At 71.1% G+C, this 18298-nt stretch carries 14 protein-coding genes; 7 read left to right on the plus strand and 7 right to left on the minus strand.

Annotated features, from left to right (window positions below):
• Positions 1-39 precede the first annotated feature (39 nt).
• From tgt to ACWPOB_RS24615, 4 genes are all read right to left on the minus strand, one after another.
• Positions 40-1305 carry a tRNA guanosine(34) transglycosylase Tgt gene (tgt, locus tag ACWPOB_RS24600; protein WP_455402416.1) on the minus strand — a complete coding sequence of 422 codons (1266 nt, stop codon included), beginning with the start codon at positions 1303-1305 and terminating at the stop codon, positions 40-42.
• Positions 1306-1330: 25 nt separating this feature from the next.
• A complete protein-coding gene (locus ACWPOB_RS24605) occupies positions 1331-2563 on the minus strand; it encodes an MFS transporter (RefSeq protein ID WP_455402417.1) in 1233 nt (410 codons plus the stop codon).
• Positions 2564-2856: 293 nt separating this feature from the next.
• Positions 2857-3354 (minus strand): cysteine dioxygenase, encoded by a 498-nt coding sequence (locus tag ACWPOB_RS24610; protein WP_455402418.1) that lies wholly within the window; start codon positions 3352-3354, stop codon positions 2857-2859.
• A 179-nt stretch (positions 3355-3533) separates the two neighbouring features.
• Complete coding sequence (locus ACWPOB_RS24615; RefSeq protein WP_455402419.1) at positions 3534-4436, minus strand: amidohydrolase family protein; 903 nt, start codon at positions 4434-4436, stop codon at positions 3534-3536.
• A gap of 185 nt (positions 4437-4621) precedes the next feature.
• On the opposite strand from ACWPOB_RS24615, the gene ACWPOB_RS24620 reads away from it, so the two are divergent.
• Entirely contained in the window at positions 4622-5146 is a 525-nt protein-coding gene (locus tag ACWPOB_RS24620; RefSeq protein WP_455402420.1) for a DUF6448 family protein, read from the plus strand.
• A gap of 191 nt (positions 5147-5337) precedes the next feature.
• On the opposite strand, the gene ACWPOB_RS24625 is transcribed toward ACWPOB_RS24620, so the two are convergent.
• Positions 5338-8061, minus strand: a complete 2724-nt coding sequence (locus ACWPOB_RS24625) for a cation-translocating P-type ATPase (protein ID WP_455402421.1) — start codon at positions 8059-8061, stop codon at positions 5338-5340.
• A 158-nt stretch (positions 8062-8219) separates the two neighbouring features.
• Here ACWPOB_RS24625 and ACWPOB_RS24630 point away from each other — a divergent pair, with 158 nt between their 5' ends.
• Positions 8220-8636 carry a pyridoxamine 5'-phosphate oxidase family protein gene (locus tag ACWPOB_RS24630; protein WP_006946406.1) on the plus strand — a complete coding sequence of 139 codons (417 nt, stop codon included), beginning with the start codon at positions 8220-8222 and terminating at the stop codon, positions 8634-8636.
• Between the two features lie 13 nt (positions 8637-8649).
• On the opposite strand, the gene ACWPOB_RS24635 is transcribed toward ACWPOB_RS24630, so the two are convergent.
• Positions 8650-9249, minus strand: a complete 600-nt coding sequence (locus ACWPOB_RS24635) for a LysE/ArgO family amino acid transporter (RefSeq protein WP_100057045.1) — start codon at positions 9247-9249, stop codon at positions 8650-8652.
• A 72-nt stretch (positions 9250-9321) separates the two neighbouring features.
• Between ACWPOB_RS24635 and ACWPOB_RS24640 the strand changes: the two genes are divergently transcribed.
• The gene (locus ACWPOB_RS24640) at positions 9322-10203 is read left to right on the plus strand and encodes a LysR family transcriptional regulator ArgP (RefSeq protein WP_100057041.1); all 882 of its coding nucleotides are present in this window, start codon (positions 9322-9324) and stop codon (positions 10201-10203) included.
• 72 nt (positions 10204-10275) lie between these two features.
• Here ACWPOB_RS24640 and ACWPOB_RS24645 read toward each other — a convergent pair whose 3' ends face one another.
• Positions 10276-11463 (minus strand): PucR family transcriptional regulator, encoded by a 1188-nt coding sequence (locus ACWPOB_RS24645; protein ID WP_455402437.1) that lies wholly within the window; start codon positions 11461-11463, stop codon positions 10276-10278.
• A gap of 185 nt (positions 11464-11648) precedes the next feature.
• Here ACWPOB_RS24645 and ACWPOB_RS24650 point away from each other — a divergent pair, with 185 nt between their 5' ends.
• From ACWPOB_RS24650 to ACWPOB_RS24665, 4 genes are all read left to right on the plus strand, one after another.
• Complete coding sequence (locus tag ACWPOB_RS24650; RefSeq protein ID WP_455402422.1) at positions 11649-13166, plus strand: flavin-containing monooxygenase; 1518 nt, start codon at positions 11649-11651, stop codon at positions 13164-13166.
• Between the two features lie 16 nt (positions 13167-13182).
• On the plus strand, positions 13183-14142 hold the full coding sequence (locus tag ACWPOB_RS24655) for an alpha/beta hydrolase (protein WP_455402423.1): 960 nt from the start codon (positions 13183-13185) through the stop codon (positions 14140-14142).
• A gap of 511 nt (positions 14143-14653) precedes the next feature.
• The gene (locus ACWPOB_RS24660; protein WP_455402424.1) at positions 14654-15886 is read left to right on the plus strand and encodes an MFS transporter; all 1233 of its coding nucleotides are present in this window, start codon (positions 14654-14656) and stop codon (positions 15884-15886) included.
• On the plus strand, positions 15883-18195 hold the full coding sequence (locus ACWPOB_RS24665) for a glycoside hydrolase family 3 C-terminal domain-containing protein (RefSeq protein ID WP_455402425.1): 2313 nt from the start codon (positions 15883-15885) through the stop codon (positions 18193-18195). Before ACWPOB_RS24660 ends, ACWPOB_RS24665 begins: the two co-directional genes overlap by 4 nt.
• Positions 18196-18298 lie beyond the last annotated feature (103 nt).

Genomic DNA, 18298 nt, shown 5'->3' on the forward strand with positions numbered 1-18298 from the left:
TCGCGGTCGCGGACGACGGCGGAGTTCGCGGATCCTCGCTCACCGCCGCGCGTAGAACCGGCCCAGGGTCTCGGCCTTGTGTTCCTCGAGGTACCCGCCGTCGATGGCGGCGCGGATCTCGTCGACGAGGCGCACCGTGAACCGCTCGTTGTGGATGGTGCACAACGTGGACGCCAGCATCTCCTTCGCCTTGAACAGGTGGTGGATGTACGCGCGCGTGTAGTGGCGGCAGGTGTAGCAGTCGCAGTCCTCGTCGATCGGGGTGAAGTCGCGGCGGAACCGGCTGGTGTTGATGTTGAACCGCCCGTCCGGGTGGTAGATCGCCGCGTTGCGCGCCACCCGCGACGGGTTCACGCAGTCGAACGTGTCGACGCCGTGCTCGATCGCGACGAACATGTCGTCGGGCTCGCTGATGCCGAGCAGGTGCCGTGGCTTGTGCTCGGGCAGTTCCTCGGTGCACCAGCGGACGATGGTGCCGAGGTTCTGTTTCTCGAGCGCCCCGCCGATGCCGTAGCCGTCGAAGCCGCGGCCCGACTCGCCGACGATCGATTCGAGCCCGCGGCACGCCTGCCGGCGCAGGTCCTCGTACTGCGCGCCCTGCACCACCCCGAACAGCGCCTGGTACGGACGGTGGGGGCGCTGCGCCGTGAGCTTCTCGTGTTCGGCGATGCACCGCACCGCCCACGCCTGAGTCCGTTCGACGGACTGCTCCTGGTAGCCGCGGGTGTTCATCAGGGTGGTCAGCTCGTCGAACGCGAACATGATGTCGGCGCCGAGCTGATGCTGGATGCGCATCGACACCTCGGGGGTGAACCGGTGCCGGGAGCCGTCGAGGTGGGATTTGAAGGTGACCCCGTCGTCGTCGACGTGCGCGAGCCGCTCCTTGCCTTCGGCGATGACGTCGTCGGACCGAACGCCGACGGCGTCCATCGCCAGGACCTTCTTGAAGCCGACCCCGAGGGACATCACCTGGAATCCGCCGCTGTCGGTGAAGGTGGGCCCGTCCCAGTTCATGAATTTCCCGAGCCCGCCCGCCTCGTCGACGATGTCCGACCCGGGCTGCAGGTACAGGTGGTACGCGTTGGCGAGCAGGGCCTGCACCCCGAGTTCCTTCATCGCCTCGGGCAGGACCGCCTTGACCGTCGCCTTGGTGCCCACACCGACGAACGCCGGGGTGTGGATGTCGCCGTGCGGGGTGTGGATCGTGCCGGTGCGTCCGAGTCCGTTGCCGAGCCGGGTGCCGACGGTGAAGAACGGGTCGGGCGGGGTGGGCACGGCGGAAGCGGTGGCACTGGGGTCGGTCACGTCGGTATCCAATCACGATGTCCGATCACGGCGCCGACGGCAGCCGCACGGCGAGCGCGAAGACGGCGACACCTGCCAGCGCGAGCACCGCGCCGACGGCGGCCGGCGCGGTGTAGCCGAAGCCGGCGGCGATCACCGCGCCCCCGATCCAGGCGCCGAACGCGTTGGCGAGGTTGAACGCCGCGTGGTTGAGGGAGGCGGCCAGGGTCTGTGCGTCCTCGGCGACGTCCATGAGCCGGATCTGCAGTCCCGGGCCGACCGCGGCACACCCCGCTCCCAGCAGGAACACCATCGCCAGGGCCGTGTACGGGTTGTGCGCCGCCGCGACGAACACGGCCAGCAGCACCGCCAGCGTCGTCATGGTCGTGAAGATGCCCGGTACCAGGGCCCGGTCGGCGACGCGGCCGCCGACCACGTTGCCGACGACCATGCCGATGCCGAAGAGCATCAGGGCGACCGGAACCAGCCCCTTCGAGACGCCGGCGACGTCGGTCAGGGTGGTGCTGATGTAGGTGTAGACGGCGAACACGCCGCCGAAGCCGATCATCGCGACCGCGAGCGTCATCCACACCTGCTTGCGCCGCAGGGCCCCGAGTTCGGTGCTCACGCTGGTGGTGCGGATCGCCAGGGCGGGCACCCAGGCGGCGATCGCGGCGACGGTGACCGTGCCGATCACCGCCACCAGTGCGAACGCGGAGCGCCAGCCCAGCGCCATGCCGAGCCACGACGCGACGGGCACCCCCACCACGTTCGCGACGGACAGGCCCATCATCACCAGCGCCACCGCCCGGGCGCGCTGCCCGCGACCGGCCAGATGCGCGGCCACCAGTGCGGCGACCCCGAAGTACGCGCCGTGCGGCAGACCGGCGACGAACCGGGAGGCGACGAGCAGTCCGTAGTTCGGCGCGAGCACCGTCGCCGCGTTGCCGACGGTGAACGCGATCATCAGCGCGATCAGCAACGTCTTGCGCGGGAGCCGGGCCGTCAGCGCCGCGATCAGCGGCGCACCGACCACGACCCCGGCGGCGTACGCCGACACCACGTGCCCGGCGGTGGGCTCGGAGACTCCGAGACCGGTCGCGATGTCTGGCAGCAGGCCCATCGCCACGAACTCGGTGGTGCCGATGCCGAACCCGCCGAGGGCGAGCGCCCACATCGCCCGGGCGCGCCCCAGCCGGGCCTCTGCTGCCGGCGCGGCCTCGGGGGCGTCCGCCGGTGCTGCGGAGTCGGGTGGGCATGCGGATGCCGTCGTCGTCATGAGCGGGAACCTTCGAATAGTGCGGGATGCGCTGGATCTTGTCGGCGTGCGAACCAGCCGAGTCTCCATTGTCTTGCACACGCCGATCCGACCTCGAATCGAAAGGACGTGAGTTCGGCCACCCGGCACGAGCCGCGCCCTGCGAAGGATCGGTCCACGACCCGCCGCGCCCGAGACGGCGTGAGCAGATCGCGCGCTGCGGGCCGGCTACCGCACCTGCCGCGACGATATCCAGTATCCTTCTGCGACAAAGGTTTCGGACACCGATACGATTCCGTATGCAGCGGCGGAATTCACCAGTCCGCGCCGGCCTGTTCGGATGCGCGCAGCCGGAGCACCCCGTCGTCGATCCGGTACCGATTCATCGTCGTCAGGGCGGGCGCGTACACGTGAATGCTGACGGCCGGAGAATTCGTGTCGTTCGTCACCTCGTGGACGTGGTCGGCGTCGAAGCCGCGGGCCATACCCGCACGAATCCTCTTGCGTGACAACAATACTTCGACGCCGTCGAGCTCGCCGACCGCCGGGGCGCAGACGGTGGTCTCCGTCAGCACACCCTGCGCCACAGCGAAGGCGCCCGCGCTGTCGCCGTGATCGTGGATTTCGGTTCTCTGCCCGGGCAGCCACGAAAGCAGCCACACCTCGCGGTCGTCGGCAACGGCCAGTCGCGTGTACCAGCGCTGCTGCTCGTCGAATCGAACGATCGGCATCCAGCGGCCGGGATCGTTCGCGATCCGCAGGGCGAGGGAGGTGAGGTCGGCGCGCGTCGGCAGGGCATACGTGGAGAGCATCGAGAAGTCCTGGAATGAGGAGGCACGGGCGTGCCCGGGCTGGGCTGGGGGGAGACGGATTCAGCGACGACAGCCGGGACACGACTCGGCGGCACGGGCCGACGCCGTGCACAGTCCGCGCTGCCGCGCGTTCACCGAGAATGTCACGACGACCATGCCACCCCGGCCGGGTCCGCGTGTCAAGGGTTCTGCGCAGGCACTTTCGCGAAGAAGCGGGCCGGATTGTCCGTCCGCAGGCGCATGCCGGCGGAACCGCCGAGCACCAGCGGCCGCGCGTAGGGACGATCGGAGCCGAGCAGCACCCGGTCCTCACCCAGGCAAGCGGTCACCGCCGCGACGACCTCCCGCCCGTACGACGACGTCTCCACGTAGACCCCCGGCCCGGGAATATCGCCGGGCCCGCCGCGCACCGCCATCCGATCGGCGTGCAGCGGGGCCAGGCCGGCGAGCATCGCGAACAACACCCGCAACGCCGGGAACCGGCGCGCCCCGAACTCGTGCCAGGCGAACCAGGCGGTGTGCATCTGGGTCACGTACGACACCATCGCCGGCCACCATGCCGGAGCGCCGGGCGCCGACGCCGGGCCGGGATGCACGAACAGCGGCTTGCGCGCCCGCTCGAGTTCCGACAGCAGCGGCGCACACCGGTCGAGGCCCGCCGGGTCGGCCAGGGCGGTCGCCGGCAACTGCAGGCCCACGCACCCGGCCGCGAGGACGTCGCGCAGCGTCTCCGGATCGGGCTCGGCGACGCCGGCGGCGGCCCACACGCCGAACCGGTCGGGCAGGCCCAGCGCCCCCTCGTGATAGGCGTCGAGCAGCGGCCGGGACTCCTCGGCGGGCAGTTCCTCGATCCCGAGGGGGCTCGACAGCGACACCAGCGCCAGATCGATTCCGTCCCGGACCGCCAGGGCCGTCCGCGCGGGGATCGAATGGTCGGCGGGGTCCACCCGGTACGGCGGTTCCCCGGGCAGGTGCAGCGTCCAGCCGTCGAGCCGGGGCGCGGCGCTGCGCGCCCGGAGGGCGTCGACGAAGGACGCCGGCCACACATGTTGATGCACGTCGACGCGGGGACGTCGCCTCATGCGTCCACGGTCGCCGCCGCGGCCCGCGGTGTCAACCGTCGTCCGCATCCCGGCGACGAACCGGGCCGCCGAGCGTCACGGAACCTCGGCGTGGCCGAGCCCGCCCTGCGCTCGCTCGACGCCGGTCACACCACGGCACTAGCCTGGGACCGAGCGTGTTCGCCGACCGTCGGAAGGAGCACCCCGTGCCTCCCCACTGCGATTCCATGGACGGTCCCGTCGTCAAGGCCGCCGAGGCGGCGCTGGGCGACGACAACGTCGAGCTGATCCTGCCGTTCGTTCCGGCCGACGCCGAGGACGAGGTGCGCACGGCGTTCGCCCGTGCGACGGCCGCGCGGGCGGAGGGCCCGATCGCCCATGAGGTGGCCGATCTCTACTTCTTCGACACGGTGGTCCGGCTGCACCGCGCGGGCGAGGGCGCCCCGTTCACCGGTGTGAAGCCGGCCGGCGGCGACGTCGGGCCCGTGATCCCGCTCGCCGAGGACGCGATCGAAACGGCCTCGATCGAGCAGCTCTACGCGTTCCTGTCCGCCGAGCTGCACCGGCAGCTGCAGTCCCGGCTGGATCGGATCGTCGCTCTGACCGACGCCGTGACGACCGCCGAACGGCGGGAGTACACCGAGGCGATGCTCGGCCTGCAGGTGTACAGCCATCACCTCTACAAGAGCATGCACCGGGACCCGCACGAGGGCGGGCACTCGCACGGCTGATCCGGGGCGCCGGCGGTCACATCGGCATCATGTGCTGCAGTCACATCGGCATCATGTGCTGCATCGGCATACCCGGCATCAGCATGTGATGCATCTGCATCATCAACATGTGCAGCATGTGCATCCAGCCCATGTCCATCGTTCCCACCTCCGCGTCCTGCGGTGTTCGTCGGAGGGCGACACCACCTCCACTATGCGCCCGCCCGAGCGTGCGTGTCACCACGCCGGCGCCGCACGCTCCGTCCGGTGGCCTTGACGAGTTCGTCCACCCACAGCACCGAGGATCCGACGCCGACGGCGAGCGCCCACTGCTGTGAGGTGAGCGCGGTGGTGTCGAAGAAGCCCTGCAGGAAGGTCGTCTGCACCACGCACACCTGCAGGACGACCACCACGACGAGCGCGATCCAGATGCTGTGGTTGGTGAGGGTCTGCAACGAGAACACCGAGCCGAGTTCGGAGCGGACGTTGAGCAGGTTGAACACCTGGAAGAAGACGAACGTGGTGAACGCGAGGGTGGTGGCGAACAGCGGGTCGCCGGCGCTTTCGGGGAACCACTGCGGCGCGTAGTGCAGCACTGCGACGGTTCCGGCGGTCATGACGATGCCCAGGCCGAGGATGCGGCGGAGCCGATCGCGGCTGAGCAGGCGCTCGCGGGCCGGCCGCGGCGGCCGGGACATGGTGCCCGGCTCGGTGGGGTCGACGCCGAGGGCGAGGGCCGGCGGGCCGTCCATGATGATGTTGACCCACAGGATCTGCAGCGCCGTGAACGGCGCACCGCCGGCGAGCCCGAGGGCCCCGGCGACGAGGAAGATCAGCACGAACCCCCACGCCGTGGTCAGCTGGAACTTCACGAACTTGACGATGTTGGCGTAGATGCCGCGGCCTTCCTCGACCGCGGCGACGATGGTCGCGAAGTTGTCGTCGGTGAGGATCATGTCGGCCGCGCTCTTGGACACGTCGGTGCCGGTGATGCCCATGGCGACACCGATGTCGGCCTGTTCGAGGGCGGGCGCGTCGTTGACGCCGTCGCCGGTCATGGCGACCACCTCGCCGTTCGCCTGCAGCGCCTTGACGACCCGGATCTTGTGCTCCGGCGCGACGCGGGCCAGCACACCGAAACCTGCCGCCCGGGAACGTAGTTCGTCGTCGCCCAGGGCGTCGAGGTCGGCGCCGGTGGCCGCGGCGCCGCCGATGCCCAGTTCCGCGGCGATCGCCGACGCGGTCACGAGGTGGTCGCCGGTGATCATGTGCACTTCGATGCCGGCGGCGTGGGCCACCTCGATGGCCCGCTTGGCCTCCGTCCGCGGCGGATCGACGATGCCGACCACGGCGTAGAGGGTCAGGTCGGACACCACGCGCTGCAGCGCCTCCCCGTCGCCCCGCGGCACCGCCTGCAGGTCCCGGCCGGCGATCATCAGGGTGCGCAGCCCCTCGGCGGCGAGCGACTGCACCGCCGAGCGGAGGCGCTCGCGGCGGCGGTCGTCGAGCGGGACGGGGCCGTCCCCGTCGAGCATCGCGGTGGCGCGGTCGAGCAGCGCACCGGGCGCGCCCTTGGCGAAGCACCGGTAGCCACCGTCGGGCAGGGCGTGGAAGGTCGCCATGTACTTGTAGGCGGAGTCGAACGGCACCTCCGCCAGCCGCGGCACCGCGAGACGCGCCCCCTCGACGTCGATGCCGCCCTTCTCGGCGAGCACCACCAGCGCGCCCTCGGTGGGATCGCCGACGAGCACCCCGTCGCGGACGACGGCGTCGTTGCACAGGGCCATCCCGAGCAGCGGCGCGGTCAGGTCCGGGGCCGGCAGCCCGTCGCCGACGAGGATCTTGCCTGCCGTTTCGTACCCGGTGCCGGTGACGCGGAAGCTGCGTCCGCGGGCCAGCAGCCGCTGCACCGTCATCTGGTTGAGGGTGAGGGTGCCGGTCTTGTCGGTGGCGATGTGGGTGGTGCTGCCGAGGGTCTCGACGGCGGCGAGTCGTTTGACGATGGCGCCGCGTGCGGCGAGCCGCGACGCCCCCATCGCGAGGGTGAAGGCGACGACCGCGGTCAGCCCCTCGGGGATGGTGGCGACGGCGAGAGAGACGGCGGTGATCAGCAGGTCGGACCACGACTGCCCGCGGAGCAGACCGAGGACGAACACGACGGCGACGACGGTGAGCGCGACGATGGTGAGGGTCTTGGCGAGCTGGTCGATGCGGCGCTGCAGCGGGGTCTTCTCCACCCCGGCGGCACCGAGCAGGGTGGCGATCGCGCCGATCTCGGTCTGCATCCCGGTGGCCGTGACCACCATCGTGCCCCGCCCGCGGGTGACCTCGGTGTTCATGAACAGCATGTCGGCACGGTCGCCCAGCGGGGCCTGCTCGTCGTCGACGGGTTCGACGGTCTTGTCGACGGGCTGGGACTCGCCGGTGAGCGCGGACTCGGCGACCTGCAGCCGCGCCGCCCCGACGACCCGGCCGTCGGCGGGCACGGAGTCGCCGGCCTCGAGCAGCACGACGTCGCCGGGCACGAGTTCGGTGCGCGGCAGGTGCTGTTCGCGGCCGTCGCGGCGGACGCGGGCGGTGGCGACGGACATCTGCCGCAGCGCCTGCAGGCTGTTCTCGGCCCGGCGCTCCTGCACGTAGTTCAGGACGGTGTTGAGGGTGATGACGGCGAGGATGACGACGGGGGTCTCCCATTCGCGCGAGACCACGGCGCTGACCACGGCGGCGACGACGAGGACGAGGGTCATCCGGTCGGCGAGCAGGGCGAGCACCTTGCGCCAGCCGGGGACGGCTGCCGTCTCGGCGAGGGCGTTGGGCCCGTGCTCACGCCGGCGCTCCTCGACGACGTCGGCGGGCAGCCCGGCCGCGGGGTCGACGTCGAGTGCCGCCGCGACGTCGTCGGCGTCGCGGGTGTGCCACGTGGTGGCCAGGGTCATCTCGCACGCTCCTCGGTGGGGTGAGGTCGAGCGGCTCCCACGCTATCGATGTGACGGACACCGCGCGATTCGATGGACGATCCGCCTGTGCCGGGCGCGGATTCGTGATGTGCTTGAGGCGGTGATATCGAGGCGGACGCCGCCGGATCGGAGGAACCATGAGTGAGCCGAACGTCGACAACCCCGTCGTCGTCCTGAACGACGACGAGAGCTGGGAGCTGCTCGGCACCGAGCGGATCGGCCGGCTCGTGGTGGTCTCGGGCGGGCGGCCGGACGTCTTCCCGATCAACTACGCCGTGCGGGACAGGAAGCTGTACTTCCGTACCGCCGAGGGCAGCAAGCTGGTCGAGCTGACGGTGCACGCGGAGGTCGCCTTCGAGGCCGACCACGTGGAGCAGGACCGGGCCTGGAGCGTGGTGCTGCACGGTCGGGCCCGAAATCTCGTGCACTACAACGAGATTCAGGAGGCCGAGGAGCTGGGACTGCAGGCCTGGGTGCCCACCCCGAAGTACAACTTCGTCGAGGTCACCGCGAGCGAGATCAGCGGCCGCCGGTTCGCCCTGGTCAAGGGCTGACGCGGGCCCGGCGTCAGCCCGCCACCATGCCGATGCCGAGCCCGACCATGAGTACGGCGATGCCGCCGTCGAGCACGCGCCACGACGCGGGCTTCGCGAACACTCCGCGCAGCAGGCGGGCCCCGTAGCCGAGCCCGAGGAACCACACGACGCTGGCCAGGACCGCGCCGGCGCCGAACCACCAGCGCCCCGGGTCACCGTGGTGGTTGGCGACGGAGCCGAGCATGAGCACGGTGTCGAGGTAGACGTGCGGGTTGAGCCAGGTCAACGCCAGGCAGGTGGCCAGGGCTGCGCCGACGGTGAGGGAGCCGCCCGCCGCGGCGGTCAGGGCCGACGGGCGCAGCGCCCGCCTCGCCGCGAGCAGGCCGTAGCCCACGAGGAACGCCGCCCCTGCCCAGCGGATCACCCCGAGCGCGCCGGGGACCCGGTCGAGCACGGTGGCGATGCCGGCGATGCCGGCGGCGATGAGGATCGCGTCGGAGAGCGCGCACACCGCGATCACCGGCAGCACGTGGCGTCGCGCGATCGCCAGGCGCAGCACGAAGGCGTTCTGCGCGCCGATCGCGACGATGAGCGACAGTCCGGTGAGGAATCCGACGGCGACGAGGTGCATGGCACCCACGCTAGGAACCGCCCCGGATGAAGAACAGTTGATTTTTCTTCAGTACCGTTAGAGTTGCTTCACATGGATCTGGACTTCGCGCAGCTGCGGACCTTCGCCGCGGTGCTGGACGAGGGCACCTTCGACGGCGCGGCCGCCGTCCTGCGCGTCACCCCCTCCGCGGTGAGCCAGCGGATCAAGGCCCTCGAGCAGCAGGTCGGCCGGGTCCTGGTGCGGCGCACCCGTCCGGTGTCCGCGACCGCCGCGGGCGAGGCGGTGATGCGGCTGGCACGGCAGGTGGCGCGGCTCGAGCAGGACACCGCCGAGGCGCTCGGGCTGACCGCCGGCCGGGACGAGTACGTGTCGGTGCCCCTCGTCGTCAACGCCGACTCGATGTCGACGTGGATGCTGCGCGCCCTGGCCCGCATGCCCGAGCGTCATCGCGCGCTGTTCGAGCTGCACCGCGAGGACGAGTACCACGCCCCCGCGCGCCTGCGGGACGGCACCGCGATGGCCGCCGTGACGTCGGTGCCCGAGCCGGTGCAGGGGTGCGTCTCCGAAAGGCTCGGCGCCATGCGGTATCACGCGATGGCGAGCGTCGACTTCGCGGATCGCTGGTTTCCCGGCGGGCCGGGCGCCGAGGCGCTGCGGCAGGCCCCGATGCTGAGCTTCGACCGCAAGGACGACCTGCAGGACCGGTTCCTGCGGCGCCGCACCCGGCGCCGGCTCGACCCGCCCCGGCACTACGTGCCCGGCGCCGCCGAGTTCGTCGAGGCCGCGCGGCTCGGCCTCGGCTGGGGCATGCTGCCGGAACCGATGCTCACCGACACCGAAGGACTCGTCTTCCTCGCCTCGGACGATCCGTTCGACGTGCCGCTGTACTGGCAGCGGTGGCGGCTCGAGTCGCCGGTGCTCGACGCGCTCACCGACGCCGTCCGGCGGACCGCCCGGGAGGTGCTGCGCTGACAGTGCGGACGGAAGCTGGAACCCGCCGGGCGTCAAGACCGGTACCTGCCCACCGACCGCGGGCGTTGTCTTTCAGTCACGGGCCAGGACTCGTGGCCCGATGTGGTGAGCCAACTCCAGCGCGAGCTCAACGGGAAGCCGGCGCTCGCCGGGGCGGTGGCCGAGCAGTTCGGTTGCGCGGCTGACACGCTGGAGGATGGTGTTGCGGTGGGTGTGCAGGCGTGCGGCGGCGCGAGGGGCGTTTTCGGCTTCCTCGAGGAACACCCGCAATGTCTGGCGGAGACGAGCCGCGCTGGGTGTGTCCGCAGCGAGCGGACCCAGCGTTGTGGCGACGAATTCGGCCGCCCGGTCCAGGTCCCGAGCGGCCAACGTGGTGACCTCGAGCTCGCGGTGGAGCGCGACGCGGTCGCCGCCGCGTTGCCCGCTGACCAGGCGCTGAATGGCCAGCGCGGCGTCGTGTGATCGGCGGAAGCCGGTGATGCCCGCTCGGGTGGGGCCGACGGCGACCCGAATGTTCGACTGCGCCTTGGTGATTTCTCCGCGCAGTGTGCCGAGCGCGGGTTCGGATTCGGTGCCCAACCACGCCCACAGCGTCGAGATGCCCGCAGGCAGCGTGAGGGGCGTGCGGGCGCCGGCGGCCTGGGCCAGCAGCGTCGCGGCGGATTCCAGTGCCCCCTGCGTGCCGCCCGCCGGTTCGGCCCACAGGACGAGTGCGGTGTGGCGGCGAGCGAGCTGGTATCCGAGGCGTTCGCCGGCTCGGCGGGGGTCGATCGGGGCGCCGTCGAGGATCAGGTGCACGGTCTCGGCGCGGCGGGCCAGCGCGCCGCCGAGCACCTCCTCGCGTTCCCGCTGGGCGTCGGCGATGACACGGCTCACGACATGGTCGACGTAATCGAACATCAGTTGCGAGGTGACCTCCAACAACTCCACGAACTGTGGCCCCGGCGGGACGATCCGTCCGGCATGAGCCAGAAACCGCTGCCAGGCGACGTTCTGGCCCCGGCGGTAGGCCTGGTAGATCACCTCGAGGTCGATGCCGCGGCGCACGACGGTGCGGACGACGTCGAGGGCTTCGGGCGGCACGTCGATCGGCGCGCCCCCGACGTCACGCCGAGCGAGGGTGGTCAGCAGGCGCGCGGCGTTGGCGCGGTTGCTCGCCGACATCTCCGCGACGATCGCCGCGTCTGCGCCCAGTATCGGGGCCACCGCCACCTCGGCGGCGTCCATCTCGGCGACGAGCTGATCGAGTTCGCGCAGCATCAATTCGGCGACGTCACCGACGAGGGAGACAACTTCGGGTGCCACTGGCTCACGGAGCACGTACCAAGTGTGCCACAGCACACATCAGGACGCGAATAGTGTGCCGGCATACATGTCCACGGGTGCCGTTGCGGTCCTACTGTGAACGCCATCACGCCCCAGCGCACCGCTCGAGGAGACCGACCATGAGCATCCCGACGACCACCGAGCCGACCGGTCGCCATACGGCAAGCACGCATTTCGACGTCTTGATCGTCGGCGCCGGCATTTCCGGCATCGGCGCGGCGTATCACCTCCAGACACGCCGTCCCGGTACGACGTTCGCGGTCCTGGAGGGCCGGGATTCGATCGGCGGCACGTGGAGCCTGTTCCGCTACCCGGGCATTCGCTCGGACTCGGACATGCCGAGTTTCGGCTACGGGTTCAAGCCGTGGACGCATCGGAAGTCGATCGCCGACGGGCACATCATCATGGATTACCTGAGGCAGACCGTCACCGAGAACCGTCTCGACCAGCACATTCGTTTCGGCTACCGGGTTATCGGCGCAGAGTTCTCCTCGGCGGACGGATACTGGACCGTCACCGCGCAGTCGTCCGGCAGCGCCGAGCACGTGCACTTCACCGCGCGATTCCTGTTCCTGGGCACCGGCTACTACGACTACGAGGAAGGCTTCACGCCCGACATCGAGGGTGTGGAGGAGTTCGCGGGCCGGCTGATCCACCCGCAGCACTGGCCCGAGGACCTCGACTACGCCGGCAAGCGCGTGGTGGTCATCGGCTCCGGCGCGACCGCCGTGACGCTGATCCCGTCGATGGCCGGCAAGGCCGGTCATGTCACGATGCTGCAGCGCTCGCCGAGCTACGTCTTCTCGATACCGGCCGAGGACGCAATCGCGAACACCCTGAACAAAGTGGTCGGTCCCATCCGCGCGCACCGGATCGTCCGGCGCAAGAACATCATGCTCAACCGCGGGATCTACAAGGCCTGCCAGCGCGCGCCCAAGCTCATGCGTAAGCTGTTGATCGCCAATGTGCGCCGGCAGCTGCCCAAGAGCTTCGACGTAGACACCCACTTCGCCCCGCGTTACAACCCGTGGGACCAGCGCCTGTGCATGGTCCCCGACGGGGATCTGTTCGAGGCGATATCCGCCGGGCAGGCCTCGGTGGTGACCGACCGGATCGAGCGGTTCACCGAGGAGGGGATTCTGCTGGAATCGGGTCAGGAGTTGGCCGCCGACATCATCGTCACGGCGACCGGACTCAACATGACACCGTTCGGCAAGATCGCGCTGAGCGTGGACGGGCGGCGCGTGAACCTGCCCGACACCACGGTCTACAAGGCGATGATGTTGTCCGGTGTGCCGAATCTCGTGTTCGCGCTGGGCTACACGAACATCTCCTGGACCCTCAAGGTGGACTTGGTGTGCGAGCACTTCTGCCGACTGCTCGACTACATGGACAGCCACGGCTACGGCACCGTCGAACCAGTGCTCGACGATCCGCACATGGACCGTGTCCCCGTGGTCGACATGAGCTCGGGATATGTCCAGCGGGCCATTGCGAAGTTCCCGCGCGGCGGCACCGGCGGCCCGTGGACGGTACAGATGGCCTACGAGAAGGACGTCGAGCGGCTGCGTCGCGGGCCGGTCGAGGATCCGGCGCTCGAGTTCGCGCCCAGCCGCACGGCTGCCGTCGCGTCGTAGGAACGGAGCGACCGAGATGAAGAAGGACCTGACCTTCCCCAGCCACGGCGTCGCCTGCGCGGCCTGGCATATTCCGGCTACCTCCGACGTGCTGGCCGGCACGGCCGGCCGGCCGTGTGTGGTGATGGCACACGGCTTCGGCGGCACCCGAGACACCGGCCTGATCGGCTATGCCGACGGGTTCGCCGACAGCGGCATCGACGTATTGGTCTTCGACTACCGCGGCTTCGGCGACTCGGAAGGAACACCGCGCCAGGATGTTTCCTTCCGGCGTCAGCGCCAGGACTATCACGCGGCGATCGCCGCCGCCCGCCACCTGCCCGGCGTGGACGCCGATCGAATCGCGTTGTGGGGAACGTCGTACTCCGGTGGTCATGTCGTCGCAGTCGCCGCGCAGGACAGGCGCGTCGCGGCAATCGTATCGATGACCCCCGCGACCGACGGGCTGGCAGCCGCGGTGCAGATCGCCCGCTACGCCGGAGCCGGTCAATTGGTGCGCACCACCGGCCACGGGTTGCGCGACCTCGCTCGCCGGATCGCCGGACGCCGGCCGCACCACATCCCGGTGGTGGCGCGGCCGGGAAAGGTGGCGATCATCAGCACCTCCGGCGCCGAGGAGGCCTACACCTCGATCGCCGGCCCGACGTGGCGCAACGAAATCTGCGCGCGCACAGCACTGGAGGTGGCCGTGAACCGGCCCATCACCGCTGCCGGCCGCCTTGGCTGCCCAATCCTCGTGCAGGTGGGCACACACGACCGTGTCGCACCGCCCGTCGCCGCGCGCAGGACCGCGAAGAGGGCCGGAACTTCTGCACTGTTGTGCGAGTACCCCGTCGATCACTTCGACGTCTACGACGGTCCGTGGCAACAACGGATGCTGCGTGACCAACTCAGCTTCCTGATCCGCGCCCTCGATCCGGCGCGGCCCTGCCGATCGTCGCCGTTCCACCGAGCTGCTCGCGCTCGACGCCCATGACATTCCGATCGTGCGCGACTCGCTCGGCCCCGGCCTCCACTTCGAGTCCCTACGTCACCATCTGCCCGGGCATCGTGCACACCGACATCATTGCCGATACGAAGTTCTCGGGCAGGGGCGCGACTGCCGGCATGGCGGCACCGAGCTGATTTCAGCGAACCGTCACGCTGGGCCACAAACTTCGTTGCGGCCGATCGGGATCTGCTCGCCGCGTGCGCGGCCGCACGGCCGGACCGCGCACGCGCCGGCGGACCGACGCCGGCGGCGGGGTCGCCCCGATCCCGGCCTCGACGAGCAAGACCCACCGGCACCGGCTCAACCGCGGCGGAGAGTCGAGATCTACCACGTCCTGTGAGTGCACACGTTCACACGTTCACACGTTCACACGTTCACACGTTCGAGCATCGGGCCCTGACCGCAGCCGCTCGACATCCCTCGAAGCATCCACCGGTCCGGCCCGAGCGGCCGGTCGGTTAGCGTGACGGGTCCGGCCCCGGCGAGAGGACGAACGATGACCACAGCAGCACCTGCACCGGCACGACAGCTGAGCCGGGCCCTGGCCGGCGTGCTGGCCGTCCTCGTCACCACCGGGTGGGCGGCGAACCACTTCGCCGCGATGATCCCCGTCCTGCGCGAGCACGAAGGCCTCTCGCGCGCGCTGCTCGACGGGGTGTTCGGCATCTATGCGCTCGGGCTGCTGCCCGGTCTCGTCGGCGGCGGCGCACTCTCGGACCGGACCGGCCGTGCGGCGGTCGTCCTCCCCGGTGCGACGATCGCCCTCGTCGGCACCGTGCTGCTGCTCGTCCGGCACGACGCCGCCGGACTCGTCGCGGGCCGCCTCGTCGTCGGCATCGGCGCGGGGTTGGCCATCGGTGCGGGCACGGCCTGGGCCACCGACCTGCGCGGGAAGGTCGGCACGGTGCTCGCCGGCGTCGCGCTCAGCTCCGGATTCGCCCTGGGGCCTTTCGTGTCCGGTCTGCTCGCCGAGTTCGGCCCGCGGCCACTGTCCCTGCCGTTCGTGCTCTCGGCCGCGTTGTCGGCCGCGGCCGTCACCGCCGCGACGGTGTGGAGCCGGCCGGCCCACTACGCGGCGGCGGACCTGCAGCCGGTCGTGCCGGGACACGGACGGTCGGTGGCCGGTGCACTGTCCTGGTCGCTGCCGCTGGCACCCTGGGTGTTCGCCTGCGTCACAGTCGCTTTCGTGACGTTTCCGGCCCGGGTCGCCAGCGAGTACGCGGGACCGGCGCTGACCGGGGCCGCGGCGCTGCTCGCCCTGGGATCCGGGATCGTCGTGCAGGCCGTGGCCCGTCGGCGGGAGTGGGGCCCGCAGGCCGGGACGGCCGGCGCCGTCCTCGCCGGACTCGGGTTCCTCCTCGTCGGCGCCGGCGGGGCGCACCCGCCGCTGTGGCTGCTGCCCGTCGCGGCACCCGTGCTCGGGGTAGCCTACGGACTGTGCCTGCGCGAGGGCCTGCTCGACCTCGAGTCGCTCGCGCCGAAGACCTCGCGCGGGACGCTGACCGGCGTCTTCTACGTCGGCACCTACCTGGGCTTCGCGCTGCCGCTGCTGCTCGTGCTGTTCGAGCCCACCACCGGTGCGAGCCTGCCGCTGTTCGTGCTCGCCGTCCCGGCGTTCGTGGTCGCGCTGGTACGGGCCCGCCGGCTGGCCGTCGCCGAGCACCCCCGTGCCGTCGACGCGCCGCGCAGCCCCGGCGAATCGCCGCGAGCGGAAGGACACCGGCTATGACCGCGCGCCCCGACCTGACCCTCGAACAGCAGGCCGCCCTGCTGTCCGGCCGCGACTTCTGGAGCACCGAGGCCATCGAGGAGGCCGGGATTCCGAGCGTCGTCCTGACCGACGGCCCGCACGGCGTGCGTTATCAGTCCGGCGACAGCGACCACCTAGGCCTGCACGCCAGCCTGCCCGCGACGTGCTTCCCGCTCGCCGTCGCCGTCGGCTCGAGCTGGGACCGGAGCGTCGCCGAGGAGGTGGGCCGCGCCGTGGGACGGGAGGCGCGCGCCCTCGGCGTGCACGTGGTCCTCGGGCCGGGCGTCAACATCAAGCGCTCACCGCTGTGCGGACGCAACTTCGAGTACTACTCGGAGGACCCGCTGCTCTCCGGCGTCCTCGGCGCGGCGCACGTGCGGGGACTCCAGTCCGTGGGGGCCGGGGCGTGCGTCAAGCACTTCGCCGCCAACAACCAGGAGACGGACCGGATGCAGGTCAGCGCGGACGTCGACGACCGGACCCTGCGCGAGATCTACCTGCCCGCCTTCGAACCAGTCGTCGCCGAGGCCCGGCCCGCGGCGGTCATGTGCTCCTACAACAAGGTCAACGGCGTGTACGCGGCCGAGAACCGATGGCTGCTCACCGAGGTGCTCCGCGAGCAGTGGGGCTTCGCCGGGGTCGTCGTCTCCGACTGGGGCGCCGTCGCCGACCGGGTAGCCGGGGTCACGGCCGGGCTCGACCTCGAGATGCCGGGCAGCGGCGGCAGCACCGACCGGCAGGTGGTAGACGCCGTGCGCGACGGCCGCCTCGACCCGCGTCTCGTCGAGGCGAGCGCCCACCGGGTCCTGGCCCTGTCGGACCTCGTGCGGCCCGCCGCCGGCGACCTCGACCTCGACGGCCAGCACGCGCTCGCGCGCCGGCTCGCCGCCGACTGCGCGGTGTTGCTGAAGAACGACGACGCCGTCCTCCCGCTGCGCCGCGGGCAGCACGTCGCGGTGCTGGGGTCGTTCGCCACCACCCCCCGATTCCAGGGCGGCGGAAGCTCGCACATCGCGCCGACCCGGGTGGATCCGGCGCTCGACGCCGTCCGCGCGCTCGCCGCGGCCCACGGCCTGACGGTGTCCGCGGCCGACGGCTTCCCGCTCGGAGCGGACGGCAATGCCCGGGCCCTGCTCGACGAGGCGGTGCGCGTGGCGGCCGCCGCCGACGTGGCCGTCGTGTTCGCCGGCCTCACCGAACGTGAGGAATCCGAGGGCTTCGACCGCGACACGCTCGACCTGCCGCCGGTGCAGGTCGCCCTCGTGCGGGCCGTCGCGCAGGCGGCACCGCGCACGGTCGTCGTCCTCGCCCACGGCGGCGTGGTCTCGCTCGAGAGCTGGCACGACGAGGTCGATGCGATCCTCGACGGCTGGCTGCTCGGGCAAGCCGGCGGGTCGGCGATCGCGGATCTGCTGCTCGGTGTCGCCATCCCGTCCGGGCACCTCGCCGAGACCGTCCCGCTGCGACTCGAGGACAACCCTTCGTACCTCAACTTCCCCGGCGAGCAGGGGCACGTCCGCTACGGCGAGGGCGTCATGGTGGGCTACCGCGGCTACGAAACCCTGCGCCGCGCCGTCCGCTACCCGTTCGGACACGGCCTGAGCTACACGACGTTCGTCACCGAGTCCCTCGATGTCGCGCTGGGGGGCGACGGCACCGTCGCGGTGCGCGTGCGCGTGCGCAACGCCGGCGACCGTGCCGGCAAGCACGTGGTGCAGGTGTACGTCGCCACCGACGCCGGTCCGGTGCGACGCCCGGTGCGCGAGCTGCGGGCGTTCGAGAAGATCGGGCTGGCGCCCGGCGAGGTGCGCGACGTCGAGTTGGCATTGGAACGACGGGCTTTCGCGTACTGGGACGTCGAGCTCGACGACTGGGTCGTGGCGCCCGGTGAATACGCGATCCAGGTGTGCGCCGACGCCGCCACGGTGCTCGAGGCGCGCACCGTCACACTCGCGGGCGATGTGGTCTCGCGCCCTCTCTCGATGGAATCGACGGTGGGTGAATGGTTCTCGCATCCGACGGTGGGACCGGCGTTCCTCGAGGTCCTCACCGGGGCGACGGGTTTCGCTGCCACCCCGGATCCGCAGGAACACGCCGGGCTGCTGCGCATGGTCGAATCGATGCGCATGGCCCAGTTCCTGACGTTCCTGCCGATCCCGGTCCCTCAGGAGAAACTCGACGAACTCCTCGCGCTCGGTGGCACGGTCGCGAACTCGGCCACCGACGCGGCCGCGGGCAACCGGGACCACCCGGCTCCGACGCCGCCCGGGCAGCCGGGCGGACCGTGAGGCGTCACCGCCCGCCGATCGTCGTTCTCTCTCCGAATTCCGAGGGGTGCGCGCCGATTCCTCGAATCGCCGATTTCCCACGACCCCGATTTCCGGGGAATCG

The organism is Rhodococcus sp. 2H158 (assembly GCF_053764755.1).